Source organism: Sporosarcina trichiuri (assembly GCF_030406775.1).
Taxonomy (GTDB): Bacteria; Bacillota; Bacilli; order Bacillales_A; family Planococcaceae; genus Sporosarcina; species Sporosarcina trichiuri.
In genome coordinates this window covers 1,299,923-1,320,671 of sequence record NZ_CP129119.1, presented here as the reverse complement: position 1 = coordinate 1,320,671, position 20,749 = coordinate 1,299,923, and the positions used below count along the sequence as shown (strand labels likewise).

Genomic DNA, 20,749 nt, shown 5'->3' with positions numbered 1-20,749 from the left:
CCGGATGCTGCGTTTGGATCTTCAGTTCTTTGCAGGGGAGAAAACTGAAAAGGCGACACCGAAAAAACGGGAGGATTCCCGGAAGAAAGGGCAGGTGCTCAAAAGCCAGGACGTGACGAGCGCCATTGTGCTGCTGTCCGTCTTCCTGTTCCTGTTCTTTGCCGCGGGGCTCATGAAAGAGCGGTTCTTCCAGTTCTTCAAGCAGACTTTCCAGACATATGTCACCATGGAAAAGCTCGACATCGATCAGACGATGCTCATCTACGTCGAAGTGGTGAAGGAGATGGCGATCGTCCTGCTGCCGATCATGCTCGTCGCGATGATAGCCGCGATTGCAGGGAACCTGATCCAGTTCGGCCTGTTGTTCACCGGGGAGCCGCTGAAATTCGATTTGAAAAAGATCGATCCGATCAAAGGGCTGAAACGGATCTTTTCCATCCGGGCGATCGTCGAACTGCTGAAGTCCTTGCTGAAAATCTCGTTCATCGGCAGCGTAACCTCGATTGTTTTGTATATGAACATCGACAAAGTGCTCGATCTGGCGTTCAAGACGCCTTCCGCATCCATGAAGACGATCGCTGAGCTCGTTGCACTGATGGGGATCGCCGCATCCTTTGTCCTGCTGTTCATCTCCATCTTGGATTTCCTCTATCAGAAATTTGACTATGAGAAGAATTTACGGATGTCGAAACAGGACATCAAAGACGAATACAAGAACATGGAAGGGGATCCGCAGATCAAATCGCGGATCAAACAGCGGCAGCGTGAAATGGCAATGCGCCGCATGATGCAGGAAGTGCCGGAAGCGGATGTCGTCATCACCAACCCGACCCACTACGCCATCGCGCTGAAGTACAAGGACGGGGAGATGGATGCGCCGGTCGTCGTGGCGAAAGGTGCGGATTTCATCGCCCAGAAGATCAAGCTGATCGCGAAAGAGCATAACATCGTCACCGTGGAGAACCGTCCGCTGGCCCGTGCGCTCTATTCGGATGCGGAGATCGGCTCAAGCATACCGGACCAGTTTTTCAAAGCGGTTGCGGAAGTGCTCGCATATGTCTACCGGATCCAGCGGAAAATCTAAATGACCAACAGAAAGTAGGGATGACATGCAATTCAAAGATATGGGTGTGCTCGCGGCCGTCATAATGATTGTTGCGATGCTTGTCATCCCGCTGCCCCATTGGCTGCTCAGTTTTCTGATCATCATCAATATCACGCTTGCTCTGCTCGTCCTCCTGACGGCGATGAACATGCAGGAAGCGCTGCAGTTCTCGATATTCCCGTCGCTGCTGCTGCTCCTGACACTGTTCCGTCTCGGTCTCAACGTATCGACGACCCGTGCGATCCTCAGTGACGGAAGTGCCGGCGGCGTCGTCGATACGTTCGGCTCGTTCGTCACCGGCGGCAATGTCATCGTCGGGATGGTCGTCTTCGTCATCCTGATCATCATCCAGTTCATCGTCATCACAAAGGGGTCCGAACGGGTCTCCGAAGTGGCGGCGCGTTTCACGCTCGATGCGATGCCCGGAAAGCAGATGAGTATCGATGCCGACTTGAACGCAGGCATGATCTCCGACACGCAGGCCCGGGAGCGGCGGGAGAAAGTGAGCAACGAGGCGGACTTCTACGGCGCCATGGACGGGGCGACCAAGTTCGTCAAAGGGGACGCCATCGCCGGCATCATCATCGTCATGATCAACCTTCTTGTGGGAATGATCATCGGAGTCGTGCAGCTCGGACTTCCGTTTGCCGAAGCCGCCACACAGTTCTCCAAGCTGACGGTCGGTGACGGGATCGTTTCCCAGATCCCTGCTCTGCTGATTTCGACAGCGACCGGTATCGTCGTCACCCGCGCGGCCTCCGAGGGCAATCTCGGCACGGACATCACGAGCCAGCTGCTCGGTCAGCCGAAACTGCTGTATGTGGCTGGCGGTACGATCCTTCTGCTCGGCCTGTTCACGCCGATCAATAACATCCTGACGATTCCGGTTGCCGGAGCTCTTGCTGCCAGCGCGTTCTTCATGTCCCGTCCGAAAGAGGAGGATGAAGAGGAGCTGCTTGAATTGGAGGAGAGTGAGCAGACGGAAGGGCTGAAGAGCCCGGAGAACGTCGTGAATCTGCTTAACGTCGATCCGATCGAGTTCGAATTCGGCTACGGTCTGATTCCCCTGGTGGATGCATCACAGGGAGGGGACCTGCTTGACCGCGTCGTCATGATCCGCAGACAGCTTGCACTCGAGCTCGGTCTTGTCATCCCGGTCGTGCGGATCCGGGATAACATCCAGCTCCAGCCGAACGAATACCGCATCAAAATCAAAGGCAGTGAAATGGCGCGCGGGGAGCTCCTGCTCGACCATTATCTCGCCATGAGCCCGGGAGGCGATGATTCGATCCCGGGTATCGACACGATCGAACCGTCATTCGGCCTCCCAGCGAAATGGATCACGGAAGAGGTCAAGGAAGACGCGGAAATCCTCGGCTATACAGTCGTCGATCCGCCAAGCGTCGTCTCGACCCACTTGACGGAAATCATCCGTTCACATGCAGCTGACCTGATCGGCAGGCAGGAGACGAAACAGCTTATCGACCATGTCCATGAGACATATCCGATCCTTGTCGATGAACTGACACCAACACCGCTTTCCGTCGGGGAGATCCAGAAAGTGCTGGCCAAGCTCCTCAGTGAACATGTGTCGATCCGCAATCTGCCGATCATCTTTGAGACACTTGCAGATTCATCGAAATATACAGCGGACGTCGATCTGCTGACGGAATACGCTCGTCAGTCCCTTGCCCGGCAGATCACAGAGCAATATACGCCGCAAGGGCAGGCGCTGAAAGTGATGACAGTTTCCGGTAAAGTCGAGAAACTGATCGCAGACAGCGTCCAGCAGACCGAACAGGGCAGCTACCTGACAATTGATCCGCAAGATTCGCAGGCGATCCTGGAATCGATCGCAGCAGAAGTCGAACGTGTGGCACTGTTGGATCAGTCGCCGGTCATCCTTTGTTCACCGGCTGTACGGATGTACTTACGGCAGATCACGGAACGGTATTTCCCGCAGATTCCGATCCTTTCCTATAACGAACTGGAAGCATCGGTTGAAGTGCAGAGCGTAGGGGTGGTGGATATCGCATGAAAATGAAGAAATATACAGCAGACACAATGGTGCAGGCGATGCAGCAGGTCCGGAAAGACTTCGGTGACGAAGCGGTCATTCTCAGTTCAACAATTGTCCAGCCGAAGGGACTTCTCGGCATGTTCCGAAAAAAACGTGTGGAAGTGGTGGCTGGATTCGACGAACCGGCAGTGCTGAAGGAAAGCGGTCTGCCATCCGCAGATGAGATGGTACAATCTGCCACATCCGGTCCGGATCCCTCACTCGAGGAACTGAAACAGGATATGCGGGAGATGAAACTGCTGCTGAAAGCGGCGAAGAAATCCTCGTCTTTCGATCAGTATCCGGACTCGATGCAGCCGCTGCTCGACCGGCTCACAGCCCAGGAACTCAAACCTGAACTCGTGCGTACAGCTGCCGACCGCATCTTCAGCTGTATGAAAGAGGAGAAGACCGATTTCACGGAGGCGGAGCAGCGTCAGATTATAAAGGAACTTCTGAAGGAGGAACTGGCGGACCTGCCGTTCGGTGGTGTGAATCTGAAGAAAAAGTATGTCAACGTCCTCGGACCGACCGGTGTCGGTAAGACGACGACGATTGCAAAGATTGCCGCCCGCTCGCTCATCGAGAACAAGCGGAAAGTCGGCTTCATCACAACGGATACATACAGGATAGCTGCCATCGAGCAGCTGAGGACCTATGCGAACCTGCTGCAGGCACCTGTCGAAGTTGCCTATACGGCAGACGATTTCAGGCAGGCGCTGGAAAAGCTTGCGGACAAGGACATCGTCTTCATCGACACGGCCGGCCGCAACTATAAAGAATTGAAATTCGTCGATGATCTGAAACAGCTCATCGATTTCAATCTGGAAATGGAGACATATCTGGTGCTCGCCGCGACGACGAAGGAATCGGATATGCGTGCGATTGCCGAGCAATTCGGCGAATTCCCGATCGGGCAATTCATCTTCACGAAGCTGGACGAAACGGAATCGATCGGACCTGTCTATAATATGGTGACGGACTTCCAGAAAGGGATCGCCTATATGACGGACGGCCAGGAAGTGCCGGAAGACCTTGAAGAAGCGACGGTCGGCAATCTGCTGACACTGCTGCTGGAGGAGGGGGCGGATGCGTGACCAGGCAGAATCACTTCGTTTGAAGATGATGCAGGCGGAAGGGACCGCTGCCCATTCCATCGCCGTGATCAGCGGGAAGGGCGGCGTCGGCAAAACGAACTTCACGACAAACTTTGCCACCGCCCTCAAAAAGCAGGGAAAGCGGGTCATCATCGTCGACATGGATATCGGTATGGGGAATGTCCATATCATGCTGGGGGCCACGGCGGAGTCCAGTCTGAAAGATTACCTGACAGGGGAGCGGCCGCTTGCCGACACGATCAGCCGCAGCCCGGATGGCCTGGACTTCATCTCGGGCGGCTCGGGGCTTGAGTCCGTGCTTGAATGGACAGCGGATAAGTTCTCCCGCCTGATCGAGGCGTTCGAAGTGCTCCAGCAGCAGTACGATTACATCCTGTTCGATATGGGGGCAGGCGCGTCGGAGAGTGCGATCGAGCTTATCGTCTCGGTTGACGAAATCATCGTTATTGCGACACCTGAACCGACTTCCATCACGGATGCCTATTCCATGATGAAATTCATCTGCCTGCGGGATCCCGGAAAGAAGTTTTTCATCGTCAGCAATCGGGTGCAGCCGAAAGAGGATGGAAACGAGGCGATCACCCGTCTGCAGTTCGCCATGCGCAAGTTCCTGAATAAGGAGACAACGATACTCGGGGCACTGCCTGAAGACGCGGCAGTACGGAAATCCGTCGTTGCACAAAAACCGTTCGTCACACTTTTCCCTCAATCGCCGGTTTCCAGGAGAATGAATGCAATTGCCTCTAATTATATTTCTGCCGGTACCGATATAGAGAGTAAAGAGAGCAGCACATTTTTGAACCAGCTCAAGAAATTGTTTGCGAGAGGACGTGGATGATCATGGAGCAGGATGTAAAACGAGTGCTGATCGCGGATGATTCCGCTTTCATGCGCAAGCTGATTTCGGAGATCATCTCCTCGCATCCCGGACTGGAAGTGGCCGGAACAGCCAGGAATGGGCTGGAGGCTGTTGAGAAAGCGAAAGCGCTCAAACCTGATGTCATGACATTGGATATCGAGATGCCGGTGCTCGACGGACTTGGTGCTTTGCGGAGGATCATGGAGACGGCTCCGCTCCCGATCGTCATGCTGTCCAGTACAACGAAAGAAGGCGCGGAAAACACGATCCGCGCCATGGAATACGGAGCGGTCGATTTCATCACGAAACCGGGCGGTGCCATTTCGCTCAACTTGCGGGACAGCGAACAGCAGATCATCCGTAAAGTGACCGATGCCTCAAAAATCGATATGAAGAAGATCACTGACCGCAGGGCGGCCGATACACCTGCTGTTCCGGCACAACCGGTACAGCGGTTCCCGAAAGCCACAAGCACTGTGCAGACTGCACAGCCCGCCGCTTCGGGACTTTCGCGCTCTGCGGTTAAGCGGATGATCGTCATAGGCACTTCGACAGGGGGTCCAAGAGCCCTCCAGCAAGTGCTGACTTCACTTCCTGAAAATGTCGGGGCCCCTATTCTGATCGTCCAGCACATGCCGGCGGGTTTCACGAAATCCCTGGCAGAGCGCTTGGACAGCCTATGTGAGATCCATGTGAAGGAAGCGGAAAACGGTGAGCTGGTCGAAAAGAATACAGCCTATATCGCGCCGGGCGGCTACCATATGAAAGTCGTTCGGATAGGCGTCAGCTATGCAATCCGTCTGGATAACGCAGAGCCGCCGAGAATGGGTCACCGGCCTGCTGTCGATGTGCTGCTCGAATCGGTATCCGAATTGGCGGAACAGCAATTCACGACAGCCATCATGACAGGTATGGGGCATGATGGTCTGGAAGGCATGGAACAGCTGAGAAGCAGATGCCGGACCTATACCATCGCTGAATCGGAAGAAACTGCAGTCGTCTATGGCATGCCCCGCGCAATCGCCCGGGCCGGCCTTGCCGATATTTCGGCGCCTGTACAAGAAATCGGGAAGCTGCTCACAGAGCACGTCAAGTCTTAAGGAGGCAATTGGATGGATACAAACCAGTACTTGGAAATGTTCCTCGAAGAGAGTAAAGAGCATCTCCAGGCATGCAACGAACAGCTGTTGGAGTTGGAAAAGAATCCGGATGACCTGAGCATTGTCAATGAAATCTTCCGGGCTGCCCATACATTGAAAGGCATGTCAGCTACGATGGGATATGAAGACATCGCCAATTTGACACATAAAATGGAAAACGTCCTTGATGCCATCCGCAATTCGAAGATCGGTGTGACATCGGAAATACTGGATGTCGTGTTCGAATCGTCCGATGCACTTGAGGAGATGGTGCTCGATATCGAAGGCGGCGGAACAGGCAAGAAGGACGTAGGCGGCCTGGTGACCATGCTCAATCAGATCGAAGCGGGAGAATCACCAACCGCTGAAATTCCGGCGGCTGAAGCGGCACCTGCTCGCACAGGTGCACTTGTCTATGATGATTTCGAACAGACGGTGATCACACAGTCGATCGACCAGGGATTCCATGCCTATGAACTGGACGTGACACTCCGGGACGACTGCCTGCTGAAGGCTGCCAGGGTCTTCATGGTATTTGAAATACTCGAAAAAGCCGGAGAGGTCATCAAGACGAACCCGAATGTGGAACAGCTGGAGAATGAAGAATTCGATAACCGGTTCACTGTCGTCCTGATCACTAAGGAAGACGCCGCGGATATCAAGGCGAAAGTGGAGAAAGTGTCTGAACTCGAGACAGCTGAGATCCATCACGTACAGCTGAAGCGGGCGGAAAACGAGTCGGCGGCTGCTGTGGAGGCACCTGCGAAAGAAGAAATACCCAATCCGCCAGCTGATTCGGCACCTGCCGAGAAGCCCGTTAAAAAGGCGGATGACAAAGCGGAGGCTTCGTCCAGACGATCCGGCTCCTCCCATTCCGCGAACAAGACGATCCGGGTCAATATCGACCGTCTCGACGTACTCATGAACCTGTTCGAAGAACTTGTCATCGATCGGGGCCGTCTGCAGTCCATCGCTGCGGAACTGCAGAATGCTGAATTGAATGAAACGACGGAGCGGATGACACGGATCTCGGGGGATCTGCAGAATATCATATTGAATATGCGGATGGTCCCGGTGGAAACGGTATTTAACCGGTTCCCGAAAATGGTCCGCCAGCTCGCCCGTGACCTCGATAAGAAGATAAATCTGGAAATCATCGGCGCCGAGACGGAACTCGACCGGACGGTGATCGATGAAATCGGTGATCCGCTTGTCCATCTGATCCGCAATGCGCTTGACCATGGCATCGAAAGTCCTGCGGAACGGCTTGCAAAAGGAAAGCCCGAGGAAGGCACCGTCACGCTCCGTTCCTATCACTCAGGAAACCACGTCTTCATAGAACTCGAAGATGACGGAGCAGGCGTGAACCGGGAACGCGTCCTCCGAAAGGCGATCGAGCGGGGAATCGTCTCGGAAGATGCTGCGGATATGCTGACCGATAAGCAGGTGGCGGAACTGATCCTGTCATCCGGTTTCTCCACTGCTGAAAAACTGACAGATGTTTCCGGCCGGGGTGTCGGGCTGGATGTCGTCAAAAGCACGATCGAGTCGCTCGGCGGCCATATTTCGATCGATTCCAAAGAAGGGGAAGGCTCCCTGTTCCAGGTCCAGCTGCCGCTCACACTTTCGATCATTTCAGTCATGCTCGTCGAGATGCAGAAAGAAGTGTTCGCTGTTCCGCTGTCCTCGATCATCGAGACGGCAATCATACACAAGGATGATATCCTGAATGCGCACAACCAGCGGGTGATCGACTTCCGCGGAAAAATCGTGCCGCTCGTCGATCTCCGGGAAATTTTCCAGACAGGCCTGCCGGACGGAGAAGAGGAATACAAGTCCGTCGTCATTGTGCGCAAAGGGGAGAACCTTGCGGCGCTGGTCGTCGATTCGTTCATCGGCCAACAGGAAATTGTACTCAAATCACTCGGGAATTACTTGCAAAGCGTCTTTGCTTTGTCGGGCGCTACCATCCTCGGAAATGGGCAAGTTGCACTGATCGTAGACTGCAACGCCCTCATCAGATAAGCAGGGAGGAAATTCGAATGTCAGCTGGAACAGAAAACAAGATGATCAAGACGATCGTCTTTCAACTGCTCGACAAAGAGTATGCGATCGAAGTGGATGTCGTCCAATCGATCGAAAAGCTATTGCTCATGACGATCACGCGGATCCCGGGCGTGCCGTCCTATGTAAAAGGGGTGATCAATCTGCGCGGAATGGTGACACCGATCGTCGACTTGCGGACACGCTTCGACCTTCCTGTGACCGAGTACGATGACAATACGCGGATCATCATCGTGAACCTTGAGAACTTCGATGCCGGCCTCATTGTCGATGATGCCAATGACGTAATCGATATTCCGGCTGATGCGCTGGAATCACAGCCGGAAGTGGTCGGTTCCGTGGAATCCGACTTCGTGGCAGGCGTGGCCAAGATCGATAAGCGGCTGCTCGTGATGCTCAACTTGGATCACGTGCTGAAGCCGATCAGGAACGGACAGTCCGATGACAACTGACCTGACGATCACGGACATGCATCTCGATGTCCTGAAGGAGATCGGCAATATCGGGGCAGCCCATGCCGCGACTTCACTGTCCGAACTGCTGCAGCGGACCATCGATATGCATGTGCCGAAAGTGGCGCTCGTCTCATTCGATGACATGTTCGAGCTCGCAGGCGGCTCGGAAAGTGTTGTCGTCGGGATTTTCCTGCGCATAGAAGGGGACCTGTCCGGCAGTATGTTCTTCGTGCTGCCGATCGATTCGGCGAACCGCTTCATCCGCAGGCTGGTCGGAGATCCGTCCTTCGATTTTTCCGCTCCGGAGACGATGGCGGATATCGGGCTGTCCGCCATGCAGGAACTCGGCAATATCCTGTCGGGTTCCTACCTGTCTGCGCTGTCCGATTTCACCGGTCTGAAAATCTACCCGACTGTTCCGTCGCTCAGCGTTGATATGGTCGGGGCGATCGTCAGTTTCGGTCTGATCGAAGTCTCGCATTACAGTGACGAAGTCATCGTGATCGATACGAAAATCGTCGAGGAAGACATCAGTGATAAAAGTGTCGACGGCCATTTCTTCCTGCTTCCCGATCCGCCTTCCTATGCCGCCATCTTCAAGTCTTTGGGAGTCATGTAAGATGGCTGCAGTGAAGACGGTCGTACGGGTCGGTATCGCGGATATGAACTTGGTGAGGGAATCGGATACAATCCGGACATCGGGTCTCGGCTCCTGTGTAGGCGTCGTGCTCTACGACGAAAGGAAGAAGATTGCCGGTATGGTGCATGTGATGCTTCCGGACAGTTCGCTGGGGAAAGGAGCTGCTCTTAACGCTGCGAAGTTTGCGGATACGGGCATCTACGCCCTGATGGAGCTGCTGAAGACGGAGGGCGTCCGTCCCATGTCGCTGAAAGCGAAGATTGCAGGGGGATCACAGATGTTCCAGTTCGGGTCCAGTGACACAGTGAGGATAGGACCGCGGAACGTCGAAGCGGTGAAGAATGAGCTGAATCGCCTCTCGATACCGCTGATCGCGGAAGACACAGGGGGCTCCAGCGGCCGGACAATCGAATTCGACCCTGCATCAGGAGTACTGAGTGTCAGGACTGTCAACGAAGGAACGAAGGAAATATAAAAGCAGGCAACAGTGGTTTCAGTAGATGAAACTGCTGTTTTTTTGTGATGAATATACTTTCTGCACACTGTCTTTACGATGCCTGTTTTGCTATACTGTTCAATAGTTAGGAATACATTATACCGTTTAGCATGGAAGCGAGGGATTCTATGGCGAAAAAGGAACTGTCCGAGGATGATCACTGGGAACTTTGGCTTAGCAGACGGGATCCCGACGCAGGGGATGCACTCGTGCGCAAATATATGCCGCTTGTGAACTACCATGTCCAGCGGATCGGATCCGGCCTGCCCAGGAATGTTTCAAGAGACGACGTAAAGAGCCTGGGATACCAGGGCCTATTCGACGCGCTCACGAAATTCGACCCATCCAGGGATCTGAAGTTCGATACATACGCGTCATTCCGTATTCGGGGAAGTATACTGGACGGCCTGCGGAAGGAAGATTGGCTGCCGAGGTCCTCGCGCGAAAAGTCCAAGAAGCTGGAAGAACAGATCAGCAAATTGGAACAGAAGCTGATGAGGAGTGCCACCCCGGAGGAAATTGCAGAGCATACCGGCCTTGAGGTGGCGGATGTCTATCAGACCGTCCATGAGCATTACTTTGCAAGTATCCTGTCAATCGATGAACGGATGAATGACGACGAAGAGGATGCCGGCAAAAGCTTCGTGCTGAAAGACGAGAAGACAGTCACGCCGGAACAGCAGGCGGTAAAAACGGAACTGCTCGGTGAAATGGTTCAGAAGATCAAGGATCTGAACGAGAACGAACAGCTTGTGCTCAGCCTTTTCTATTCGGAGGAAATGACGCTCACCGAAATCGGTGAGATCCTGAGTCTTTCCACTTCCCGGATATCTCAAATCCATTCGAAAGCATTGTTCAAGCTGCGGAAAGTCCTGCTGCCGGAAGTGCTGGATCGGGGGATCCTATGAGTCTGAAATCGATCGAACTGCAGATTGCGATTCCGAAGACGTTCGATGCGGGGAAAGTCACGGAGCAGAAAAACCAGCAGTCTGCGCTGAACCATCAGCAGGCCGCCGCCCAGACGGAAACACAAGCCCGGAAACAGCGGAACACAGTAATGGACAGTGCGCAGTCCGAAAAGATGCACAATAACAATCAGCAGTCAGGCAGCGGACAAACGGGTGACGAACGTCCGCAGACGGAACAAAATCAGAAAGAATCCACCTTAAGCCATCCGTACAAAGGCGGCTTTGTGGATTTTAGCGGGTGATGGGATGACAGCTATATTCCTAGTGCTCCTGTTCATCCTCCAGCTCGGCAGTTTCTATTTCATTGCACTGCTGTATATGCGGCTTTCCAGGCTGGACAATACGGAAAAGCAGCAGAAGCAGCTCATGAAAGAGATGGAAGACAGTCTGGCGCTGTATATGTCAGATGTCAAAGAAGAGAATGACAGGCTGATCGAAGAGCTCGGACAGCTGAAGGACCGCTCCTCTGCGGCCGGAAAACCGGCCGCTCAGACTCATGAGGCACAGACGGCACCAGGGCCGGACAGGCAGCCTGCTGATTTCGAACCGCCAAAGCCGCCGGTGCTGAAGGTTATGAACTCCTATCAAGCCCAGCAAGGGCCGGCTGCATCGGCTGTTGCACGCAAACAAGGTGGCGGACACGGACAGGACGGCCGTACGGATGCTGCGTTCGAGGAAGTTTACCGGCTGCATAGCGAAGGGATTTCTCCTGAGGAGATTGCGAGCCGTCTCGGCAAAGGGAAGACGGAAGTAGAGCTCATCCTGAAATTCAAACAGTAATGGTTGCACTGATCACGGGTCGTATGTTATAGTAGCAAATGGTATTACTACACACGTGCCGGGACGCTGGAGATGGTGCCGGAAGGTCGCTCACTGCGGATGATCTGCACGGAGGAATCCAACCAAACAGGAGGAAAACACAATGTCAGTTATTTCAATGAAACAATTGCTTGAAGCTGGTGTGCATTTCGGACACCAGACACGCCGCTGGAACCCGAAAATGAAGAAATACATCTTCGTGGAGCGGAACGGAATCTACATCATCGATCTTCAGAAAACAGTGAAGAAGCTTGAAGAAGCTTATAACTTCATGCGCCAGGTCGGTGCTGACGGCGGTAAGGTATTGTTCGTCGGTACGAAGAAACAAGCCCAGGACGCTATCAAGGAAGAAGCGGAACGTGCAGGCATGTACTATATCAACCAGCGCTGGTTGGGCGGTACTCTGACAAACTTCGGCACAATCCAGAAGCGTATCGCACGGATGAAGCAAATTGAAAAAATGGAAGAGGACGGCACATTCGACGTTCTTCCTAAAAAAGAAGTCTCCCAGCTTAAAAAAGAACACGAACGCCTCGTTAAGTTCCTTGGCGGTATCCGTGATATGAAGCAGATCCCTGACGTAATCTACGTAGTGGATCCGCGCAAAGAGCGTATTGCAGTTGCAGAAGCTCATAAATTGAATATCCCACTCGTCGGCATCGTGGACACGAACTGCGACCCGGATGAGATCGACTATGTCATCCCTGCAAACGATGATGCAATCCGTGCAGTCCGCCTTCTGACAAGCAAAATGGCAGATGCATTGATCGAGTCTAAACAGGGTGAAGACGAAGAGACTGCTCAAGCAGAAGAATCAGAAGCAGTAGCTGCAGAGTAATAGAAACGGTAAGACGATAAGCGGCCAACCCCCACTTATCGTCTTTTTTAGGAGAACAGCCTACACTAAATGGTTCAATAGGAGGAATTCAACATGGCTATTACAGCTCAAATGGTAAAAGAACTTCGTGAAAAAACCGGCGCAGGTATGATGGACTGCAAAAAAGCATTGACTGAAGTGAACGGAGACATGGAAGCAGCAATCGACTTCCTGCGTGAAAAAGGACTTTCCAGCGCAGCGAAGAAAGCCGATCGCATTGCAGCGGAAGGTACAACGTCAATCGAAGTCCGCGGAAACGAAGCGGTCATCCTTGAAGTCAATGCTGAAACAGACTTCGTTGCGAAAAACGAAGCGTTCCAGACACTTGTCAAAGAATTGTCTGATCACCTTCTTGCGACGAAGCCGGAAACTGTTGAAGAAGCGACTGCTTCCAAAATGGAAAACGGACAGGTCGTTGCTGACTACATTTCCAATGCAGTTGCGAAAATCGGTGAAAAGATCACACTCCGCCGTTTCGAAATCCGTACAAAGACAGACAACGATGCTTTCGGTGCATACTTGCACATGGGCGGCCGTATTTCCGTACTGACGCTTCTGGAAGGATCGACTGATGAAGAAGCTGCGAAAGATGTCGCTATGCACATCGCAGCCATGAACCCTAAATACATCTCACATGACCAGATTTCCGAAGAGGAAGTCGAGCATGAGCGCAAAGTACTGACTGAGCAGGCCTTGAACGAAGGCAAGCCGGAAAACATCGTTGCGAAAATGGTGGAAGGCCGTCTGCGCAAGTATTTCGAAGAGATCTGCGTACTCGATCAGCCATTCGTCAAGAACTCAGACCAGAAAGTCGGCGAATTCATCGCTTCGACTGGCGGCACACTGAAGGAATTCATCCGCTATGAAGTCGGCGAAGGTATCGAAAAGCGTGAAGACAACTTTGCGGACGAAGTCATGAGCCAAGTGAACAAAGGCAACTGATTCCACTTATACAACTGACAGGGGACACATTTTGTGTTCCCTCTTTTTTAGAAAACTGAAACCAAAACGATGGGGGATACATATGAGCACTCCTACATACAAACGGATCGTGTTAAAACTGAGCGGAGAAGCGCTCGCCGGAGAGCAGGGCTTCGGCCTTTCTCCTGCAATCATCAAATCCGTCGCCGTGCAGGTGAAGGAAGTCCTGGATCTCGGTATCGAGGTCGCTGTCGTAGTCGGCGGCGGCAACATCTGGCGCGGGAAAGTCGGCAGCGAGATGGGGATGGACCGGACGACTGCCGACTATATGGGAATGCTTGCAACTGTCATGAACGCTCTGGCACTCCAGGATGCTATTGAAAAACTGGGGGCTGAATCACGGGTGATGTCCTCGATTGATATGCGCCAGGTGGCTGAGCCGTACATTCGCAGGAAAGCGATCCGCCATCTCGAAAAGAATCGGGTTGTCATCTTTGCGGCAGGTACGGGAAATCCGTACTTCTCGACGGATACAACAGCAGCATTGCGGGCAGCTGAGATTGAAGCGGATGTCATCCTGATGGGCAAGAATAATGTCGATGGTGTCTATTCGGCAGATCCGATGATCGACTCGACAGCTGTGAAGTATGAACAGCTCACGTATCTCGAAGTGATCAGCAAAGGACTCCAGGTGATGGATGCCACAGCGTCCACTCTCTGTATGGACAACGATATCCCGCTCGTAGTATTCTCGATAATGGAAGAAGGAAACATTAAAAAGGCTGTATGCGGCGAAACGATCGGTACAGTCGTTGGGAGGAACTGAACATGCCAAAATCAGTAATGGATCAGACAACTGAACGCATGGAGAAAGCGATCCAGTCACTTACGAGGGAACTTGCTTCCATCCGTGCCGGACGTGCGAACGCGTCTTTGCTTGACCGTATTTCCGTCATGTATTATGGTGCCCCGACACCTTTGAACCAAATGGCGGGTATTTCCGTACCGGAAGCACGCCTGCTGGTCATCCAGCCATACGACAAAACGACATTGGGTGAAATCGAAAAAGCGATCCTGAAGTCGGATATCGGCATCACGCCTTCGAATGACGGATCTGTCATCCGCCTGGCAGTGCCGGCACTGACGGAAGAACGCCGGAAAGAGCTCGTCAAAGAAGTGAAAAAAGACGGCGAAGAGTCGAAAGTCGCAGTCCGCAACATCCGCCGGGATGCCAATGACGAACTCAAAAAACTGGAGAAGGACGGCGAAATCACAGAAGACGAACTTCGCCGCTACAGCGAAGAAGTCCAGAAGCTGACGGATGCGTACATCTCCAAAATCGACGGTCTCGCGGAAGACAAAGAAAAAGAGATTATGGAAATCTGAACAGTAACTTTCTATTTTATCGGACGTCCTAAGCACAGGACGTCCTTTTTAGCATGCAACTTTCCCGTCAGTTTGATAGGATAAAGAGGATGAATGAATTGAATTGCCGTCGAGTGGAGGAAAAACTATGTTCGATAAACTGCTGCGCAAGAAAACAACGGCGTTCCCGTCGGCAGCCGAAGAGCGTCTTGCAGCTGTAAAAGGGAAGCCGATGCCTGCCCATATCGCAATTATCATGGATGGCAATGGCAGATGGGCGAAAAGCCGTAAGCTGCCCCGCATAGCAGGTCACCATGAAGGCATGAAAACTGTCCGGAAGACGACACTGTTTGCGAATGAGCTCGGTGTGCAGGTATTGACACTGTATGCATTCTCAACGGAAAACTGGAAACGTCCGAAGCGGGAAATCGATTTCCTCATGAAACTTCCCGGTGAATTCCTGACGACGTATCTTCCGGAGCTGGTTGAAAATAACGTGAAAGTCGAAATGATCGGCAGTGCGGAACTGCTGCCGGCCCATACGAAAGAAGCGATCGAGAAAGCGATCGAAGAAACATCGGCCAATGACGGGATGGTGCTGAATTTCGCGATGAACTACGGCAGCCGTTTTGAAATCGCGGAAGCCGTCAAAGGGATTGCCCGTCAGCTGGAGAACGGAGAACTGCGTCCGGATGATATCACAGAAGAAACCGTAGGCGATGCAATGATGACCCGGCATCTGCCAGACCCTGACCTGCTGATCCGTACGAGCGGGGAAGTGCGTCTGTCGAACTTCATGCTCTGGCAGCTGGCGTATGCGGAACTTGCATTCACCGAAGTGCTCTGGCCGGATTTCAACGAGAACACGATGCTGGATATACTAGAGGATTATCAAAAACGCAGCAGGCGGTTTGGCAGTCTTGAAGGGGAGGATCTCAAGTGAAACAACGGATACTTACCGCGGTGATAGCTGCAGCAATCTTCATACCATTTGTCATAGTGGGAGGAGTGCCGTTCACGCTGCTCGTCTATGCGATTGCTGCAATCGGCCTTCATGAACTACTGAAAATGCAGTCCATCAGGCTGGCTTCTCCGGAAGGTATGCTCTCATGGCTGTTGTCGGCGGTTCTTCTGCTTCCCCGAACGGCTGAACGGGAATGGCTTGGAGCGATCGGCTATACGAAACTGGAAGCGGCTTTCATCATAATTTTACTGTTATTAATTTATACTGTTATTGTCAAAAACCGCTTCACGTTCTCCGATGCGGCATTTTCAGTCCTGTCCGCCTTTTATGTCGGGATGGGCTTCTACTTCCTTACAGCGACCCGGGATGCCGGTCTTATCTTCATCGTCTATGCGCTCGTCGTTGTCTGGACGACGGATTCGGGCGCCTATTTTGTCGGCCGTAAATTAGGGAGACGGAAGCTCTGGCCGGAAATCTCGCCGAACAAGACGGTTGAAGGCTTCTTGGGCGGCATCATCTGTGCGGTCGTCTTTGCGATCATATTCCAGATGATTGAACCGGTCTCCCCGTCATATGCTGTACTGATCGGAGTGACGATCATCGCTTCGATCATCGGCCAGCTCGGCGATCTGGTGGAGTCTGCATTGAAAAGGACGTATGATGTGAAAGATTCCGGGAAACTGCTTCCCGGTCACGGCGGTATACTGGACCGGTTCGACAGCCTTCTGTTTGTCCTGCCGCTCCTTCATCTGCTGCATTTTGTCAGCTAATTGAAAGGGATGTATTCACAATGAAAAAAAAGATCAGCCTCCTCGGAGCAACCGGATCCATCGGTCTGCAGACACTGGATGTACTGTCCGCACATCCGGAACAATTTGAACTTGCCGCAATGTCGGCCGGACGCAATATCGAAAAAGTGAGAGAGATAGCGGCCACTCACAATCCGCCGCTTATTTCGGTCATAGAGAAGGCGGACGCCGAGATGCTGCGCACGGAATTCCCGTCCATCCGGTTCATGTACGGATCAGAAGGCCTTGAAGAAGTAGCCGCCCATTCAGGTGCGGATGTCCTGCTGAATTCCGTCATCGGCAGTGTCGGTCTGAAACCGACATTGGCGGCGATCCGAGAAGGGATTGCCATTGCTATTGCAAACAAGGAAACGCTCGTCGCAGCAGGGGATGTCGTAATGGCTGAAGCGAAGCGGCGAAATGTGCCGATCCTGCCTGTGGACAGTGAACACTCGGCGATATTCCAGGCGCTCAACGGGGAGCAGGAGAAATCCATCACCCGTCTGATCCTCACTGCGTCGGGCGGAAGTTTCCGTGATCTGACCCGCGGCCAGCTGCAGAATGTCACAGTGAAACAGGCCCTTGCGCATCCGAACTGGTCAATGGGCAGCAAGCTGACAATCGATTCCGCGACAATGTTCAACAAAGGACTGGAAGTGATCGAAGCCCATCACCTCTTCGATATGCCGTACGATCAGATCGACTGTCTGCTGCATAAGGAAAGCATCATCCATTCCATGGTCGAATTCGAAGACACGAGCGTCATGGCACAGCTGGGCTCACCGGACATGCGTGTGCCGATCCAATATGCGCTGACCTATCCGGAACGTATCCCGATGGCGTCGCCCCAGCGCCTGAAACTTGAAGAGATTGCAGTGCTGAACTTCAAGAAGATGGACTATGACCGGTTCCGCGCACTCGCGCTTGCGTATGAAGCCGGACGAATCGGCGGCACGATGCCTGCGGCGATGAACGCAGCAAACGAAGTGGCGGTCAGCCAGTTCCTTGCCGGCCATATCACATTCGTCCAGATCGATGAACTCGTCGAACGCGCGATGGAGCAGCACCAGACCATCCGGAACGCAACCCTTGAAGCCATCCTTGAGACAGACAGGCAAACTCGTCAAATCGTCCATTCCATGATAAAATAAGGTATTTAGTATAACAGCCTGAACGGGTTGAAAAGGTGGGTATAAATGGGAACAGTTATTTCGTTTATAATTATTTTCGGCTCCTTAGTATTTTTTCATGAATTCGGACACTTCCTGTTCGCAAAGCGCGCAGGCATCATGGTCCGCGAGTTTGCAATCGGTATGGGACCGAAAATTCTTGGAATCCAGAAAGGGGAAACCCTCTACACGATCCGGCTGCTGCCGCTCGGCGGGTATGTCCGGATGGCAGGCGAAGACTTCGATACCGTGGAACTGCTGCCCGGTTATCGTGTGGGTCTGATTCTGAACGACCAAGATGAAGTGACAAAGATCTATTTGAATTCGAATGTCTCCAACCCCGAGATCCTCTTCCTGGAAACCGAGGCTGCTGACTTGAAAGATGAGCTTTTCATCAAAGGATACGACGAAGATGAAAACCTCGTCCGTTTCAGCGTGTCGCGAAATGCTGTCATCTACGAAAAAGGTGAAAAGACACTGATCGCACCGAAAGATCGTCAATTCGATTCGAAGCCGCTCATGGGACGGTTCCTCACTATATTGGCGGGACCTGTTTTCAACTTCATCCTGGCGTTCTTCGTTTTCCTTGCACTCGGCCTGCTGAACGGCGTGCCGACGAACGAACCGATCATCACCGAAGTCCAGAAAGACAGCCCTGCGGCGGCGGCCGGCCTTCAGGCGGGTGACTATGTCAAAGAAGCGGACGGCAAGGCTGTGACGGATTGGAACGGATTCACCGAAGAAATCCAGAACAGCCCTGAAAAGGAAATGACAATCGAAGTGGAACGCAACGGGGCCTTGAAAACATTGACGGTGACCCCGGAGGAAGTCGAGGATGCCGGCCAGTCATTCGGCCAGATCGGCGTCTACTACACAAGCCCGGTGGAGAAGAATCCGCTGAAGGCTGTCGTCTACGGCGCGCAGCAGACGTGGTACTGGATCGCGAAGATATTTGAACTGCTCGGTATGCTTGTAACTGGCCAGTTCACACTGGATGCTTTATCCGGTCCGGTAGGTATTTACAAAGCGACCGAAGAAGTTGCACAGTACGGCATCTTCAATCTGATGAACTGGGCGGCTGTATTGAGCATCAACCTCGGGATCATGAACCTGCTCCCTCTGCCGGCACTTGACGGCGGACGGCTGCTGTTCTTCCTGTTCGAAGCGATACGAGGTAAGCCGATCGACCGTCAAAAAGAAGGGATGGTCCATTTTGTCGGCATCATGCTGCTCATGCTGCTCATGCTGGTCGTCACTTGGAATGATATACAGAAATTCTTTTTCTGAACGACAAGTACCCCTCTGGGGGATTGAGGGAGGCGATGCACGATGAAACAATCAGGCGTTTTCATACCTGCCGCTGAAACATCGAACCGTTGCTCAGCGGACCGTCTGCTGACCCAATCCGGCTATATTCAGGAGACTTCCGAGGGGATGTACGCATACTTTCCGCTCGCCGGGAAAGTGCTGGCTAATATGAAGCAGATGATACGCGATGAGATGGAACAGGCAGGTGTGCTGGAAGTGGACCTGCCTTACGAACAGTTCGAGCATGCCACAGGGAAATCGGATGAAATGGTGCTCCTTTCGCTGATCGCAAAGGAGGTCATCGCGTCCGAGCAGCTGCCCATCTCCATGTTCCATATCAAGCAGCATATCCGTCCGGACAGTTCATTCGATCCGGTAAGGGGTCTGCTGGCGGCAAAAGAATTCTCCCTGATGAGCGGCTATTCGTTCCATACGGACATCAAAGAGGCGGAGGAGCACGGGACGCTCCTCCACTCCGTGTTTTCTGCGGTCTTCAACAGGATCGGCACCCCATTCAGTATTCTGGAGAGCGAACAGCAGGCTGGTGTGAAACAGTATGAATTCACCGCCTTCTCGGAATGCGGCGATGAATGGATCGCTCGGAATGAGAGCGGAACGTATGCAGCCAAAGCAGCACTCGCTGAGGCTCCCCGGCAGGAAAGGGAAGCGGGTGTAAGGGAGAAACCGGCCAAGAAGATAAACGGCGGCGGCATGGATGTCGTGCAGCTGGCGGAATCGCTGGATATAGACCAAGACCGGATCATCCGGTCGTACCTGTATGACACGGATGACGGAGCAGTCCTGGTGCTCATCCGAAACGACTGTGAACTGAACGAATGGAAGCTGAAAAAAGTTCTCGGTACCGATTCGATTTGCAGACTGACAGACGGCAGCGTAAAGGAAGTGCTCGGTGTGCAGTCGGAAACACTCGGACCTGTACAGCTTCCGTTCGGTTTCCGTGTGATTGCGGACTATAGTGTAGAGACGGTTGTGAACGGCTTGTGCGGTGCGAACGAAACGGATACATTCCTCCAAAATGTCAATCCGGAACGGGACTTTACGGCTGATACTTATGCGGACCTGCGTCTCGTCAAAGAGGGGGAGCCCTCGCCTGACGGGAACGGCACCCTGACATTTCATAAAGCAGTGACAGTCGCCCGGATTCTCGATCCGAAACCGGTGTTCAGTACGATCGACGTTGCCGGCAAGGGGTCACTCGAGATCTCCACCGGTTATTACTACATCGATGTCACCCGGCTGTTCGCAGTGACGGCTGAATACTTCAGTGATGAGTCAGGGCTCAAATGGCCGGTACGTCTCGCCCCTTACGATATACACCTGCTGATTGAGGACACTGACGACGACGCACAGCTGCAGCTCGCCGATGAGCTGAATTCCGTCATGAAAGGCTACCGCTACCGGGTGCTGTACGACGACAGGCATGTGAGTGCGGAAAGTAAGCAGAGGACTTCCGATCAGCTTGGTGTTCCTGTCAAGATTGCAGTGGACGGCCGGGCCGCGGACGGGTTCGTGGAAGTCACATACCGGACTGCGGGGACTCATTTTCAATGGCGGAAAGAGGAAGTTACTGAAAAACTCCAGGAATTCTTCAGGATGGGGTAAGGACAAGGGATG

General features: G+C 53.1%; 21 protein-coding genes. All 21 read left to right on the top strand.

Going from position 1 to position 20,749, the window contains the following annotated elements; all coding sequences use genetic code 11:
* Window positions 1–4 precede the first annotated feature (4 nt).
* Window positions 5–1,084, top strand: coding sequence for a flagellar biosynthesis protein FlhB (flhB, locus tag QWT68_RS06985; protein WP_290150296.1), 1,080 nt, complete (start codon window positions 5–7; stop codon window positions 1,082–1,084).
* 25 nt (window positions 1,085–1,109) lie between these two features.
* Window positions 1,110–3,143, top strand: a complete 2,034-nt coding sequence (gene flhA, locus QWT68_RS06980; protein WP_040286849.1) for a flagellar biosynthesis protein FlhA — start codon at window positions 1,110–1,112, stop codon at window positions 3,141–3,143.
* Complete coding sequence (flhF, locus tag QWT68_RS06975; RefSeq protein ID WP_290150294.1) at window positions 3,140–4,261, top strand: flagellar biosynthesis GTPase FlhF; 1,122 nt, start codon at window positions 3,140–3,142, stop codon at window positions 4,259–4,261. Before flhA ends, flhF begins: the two co-directional genes overlap by 4 nt.
* Window positions 4,254–5,120 (top strand): MinD/ParA family protein, encoded by an 867-nt coding sequence (locus QWT68_RS06970; protein WP_040286847.1) that lies wholly within the window; start codon window positions 4,254–4,256, stop codon window positions 5,118–5,120. Before flhF ends, QWT68_RS06970 begins: the two co-directional genes overlap by 8 nt.
* A 2-nt stretch (window positions 5,121–5,122) precedes the next feature.
* Window positions 5,123–6,241: a protein-glutamate methylesterase/protein-glutamine glutaminase gene (locus QWT68_RS06965; RefSeq protein WP_040287276.1), complete on the top strand. Its 1,119-nt coding sequence runs from the start codon at window positions 5,123–5,125 to the stop codon at window positions 6,239–6,241.
* A 12-nt stretch (window positions 6,242–6,253) separates the two neighbouring features.
* Complete coding sequence (locus tag QWT68_RS06960; RefSeq protein ID WP_040286846.1) at window positions 6,254–8,305, top strand: chemotaxis protein CheA; 2,052 nt, start codon at window positions 6,254–6,256, stop codon at window positions 8,303–8,305.
* A gap of 17 nt (window positions 8,306–8,322) precedes the next feature.
* Complete coding sequence (locus tag QWT68_RS06955) at window positions 8,323–8,796, top strand: chemotaxis protein CheW (protein WP_290150291.1); 474 nt, start codon at window positions 8,323–8,325, stop codon at window positions 8,794–8,796.
* Window positions 8,786–9,418, top strand: a complete 633-nt coding sequence (locus QWT68_RS06950; RefSeq protein WP_040286844.1) for a chemotaxis protein CheC — start codon at window positions 8,786–8,788, stop codon at window positions 9,416–9,418. The genes QWT68_RS06955 and QWT68_RS06950 overlap by 11 nt, the downstream gene beginning before the upstream one ends.
* Window position 9,419: 1 nt before the next feature.
* The gene (locus QWT68_RS06945; RefSeq protein ID WP_040286843.1) at window positions 9,420–9,914 is read left to right on the top strand and encodes a chemotaxis protein CheD; all 495 of its coding nucleotides are present in this window, start codon (window positions 9,420–9,422) and stop codon (window positions 9,912–9,914) included.
* Between the two features lie 149 nt (window positions 9,915–10,063).
* A complete protein-coding gene (locus QWT68_RS06940; protein ID WP_040286842.1) occupies window positions 10,064–10,843 on the top strand; it encodes a FliA/WhiG family RNA polymerase sigma factor in 780 nt (259 codons plus the stop codon).
* Complete coding sequence (locus QWT68_RS06935) at window positions 10,840–11,145, top strand: hypothetical protein (protein WP_040286841.1); 306 nt, start codon at window positions 10,840–10,842, stop codon at window positions 11,143–11,145. Before QWT68_RS06940 ends, QWT68_RS06935 begins: the two co-directional genes overlap by 4 nt.
* Before the next feature lie 4 nt (window positions 11,146–11,149).
* Window positions 11,150–11,683: a hypothetical protein gene (locus QWT68_RS06930; RefSeq protein WP_040286840.1), complete on the top strand. Its 534-nt coding sequence runs from the start codon at window positions 11,150–11,152 to the stop codon at window positions 11,681–11,683.
* Window positions 11,684–11,825: 142 nt separating this feature from the next.
* Window positions 11,826–12,560, top strand: coding sequence for a 30S ribosomal protein S2 (gene rpsB, locus QWT68_RS06925; protein WP_040286839.1), 735 nt, complete (start codon window positions 11,826–11,828; stop codon window positions 12,558–12,560).
* Window positions 12,561–12,653: 93 nt separating this feature from the next.
* Window positions 12,654–13,541: a translation elongation factor Ts gene (gene tsf, locus QWT68_RS06920; RefSeq protein WP_040286838.1), complete on the top strand. Its 888-nt coding sequence runs from the start codon at window positions 12,654–12,656 to the stop codon at window positions 13,539–13,541.
* A gap of 82 nt (window positions 13,542–13,623) precedes the next feature.
* Complete coding sequence (gene pyrH, locus QWT68_RS06915) at window positions 13,624–14,346, top strand: UMP kinase (protein ID WP_040286837.1); 723 nt, start codon at window positions 13,624–13,626, stop codon at window positions 14,344–14,346.
* Window positions 14,347–14,348: 2 nt separating this feature from the next.
* Window positions 14,349–14,906 carry a ribosome recycling factor gene (gene frr, locus QWT68_RS06910; protein WP_040286836.1) on the top strand — a complete coding sequence of 186 codons (558 nt, stop codon included), beginning with the start codon at window positions 14,349–14,351 and terminating at the stop codon, window positions 14,904–14,906.
* A gap of 127 nt (window positions 14,907–15,033) precedes the next feature.
* Window positions 15,034–15,828 carry an undecaprenyl pyrophosphate synthase gene (gene uppS, locus QWT68_RS06905; RefSeq protein ID WP_040286835.1) on the top strand — a complete coding sequence of 265 codons (795 nt, stop codon included), beginning with the start codon at window positions 15,034–15,036 and terminating at the stop codon, window positions 15,826–15,828.
* A complete protein-coding gene (locus tag QWT68_RS06900) occupies window positions 15,825–16,619 on the top strand; it encodes a phosphatidate cytidylyltransferase (RefSeq protein WP_040286834.1) in 795 nt (264 codons plus the stop codon). Before uppS ends, QWT68_RS06900 begins: the two co-directional genes overlap by 4 nt.
* 20 nt (window positions 16,620–16,639) lie before the next feature.
* The gene (locus QWT68_RS06895) at window positions 16,640–17,788 is read left to right on the top strand and encodes a 1-deoxy-D-xylulose-5-phosphate reductoisomerase (protein ID WP_040286833.1); all 1,149 of its coding nucleotides are present in this window, start codon (window positions 16,640–16,642) and stop codon (window positions 17,786–17,788) included.
* Window positions 17,789–17,833: 45 nt separating this feature from the next.
* Entirely contained in the window at window positions 17,834–19,093 is a 1,260-nt protein-coding gene (gene rseP / locus QWT68_RS06890) for an RIP metalloprotease RseP (protein ID WP_290150287.1), read from the top strand.
* A gap of 42 nt (window positions 19,094–19,135) precedes the next feature.
* Window positions 19,136–20,737, top strand: coding sequence for a proline--tRNA ligase (locus QWT68_RS06885; protein WP_290150285.1), 1,602 nt, complete (start codon window positions 19,136–19,138; stop codon window positions 20,735–20,737).
* The last annotated feature ends 12 nt before the right edge of the window (window positions 20,738–20,749 follow it).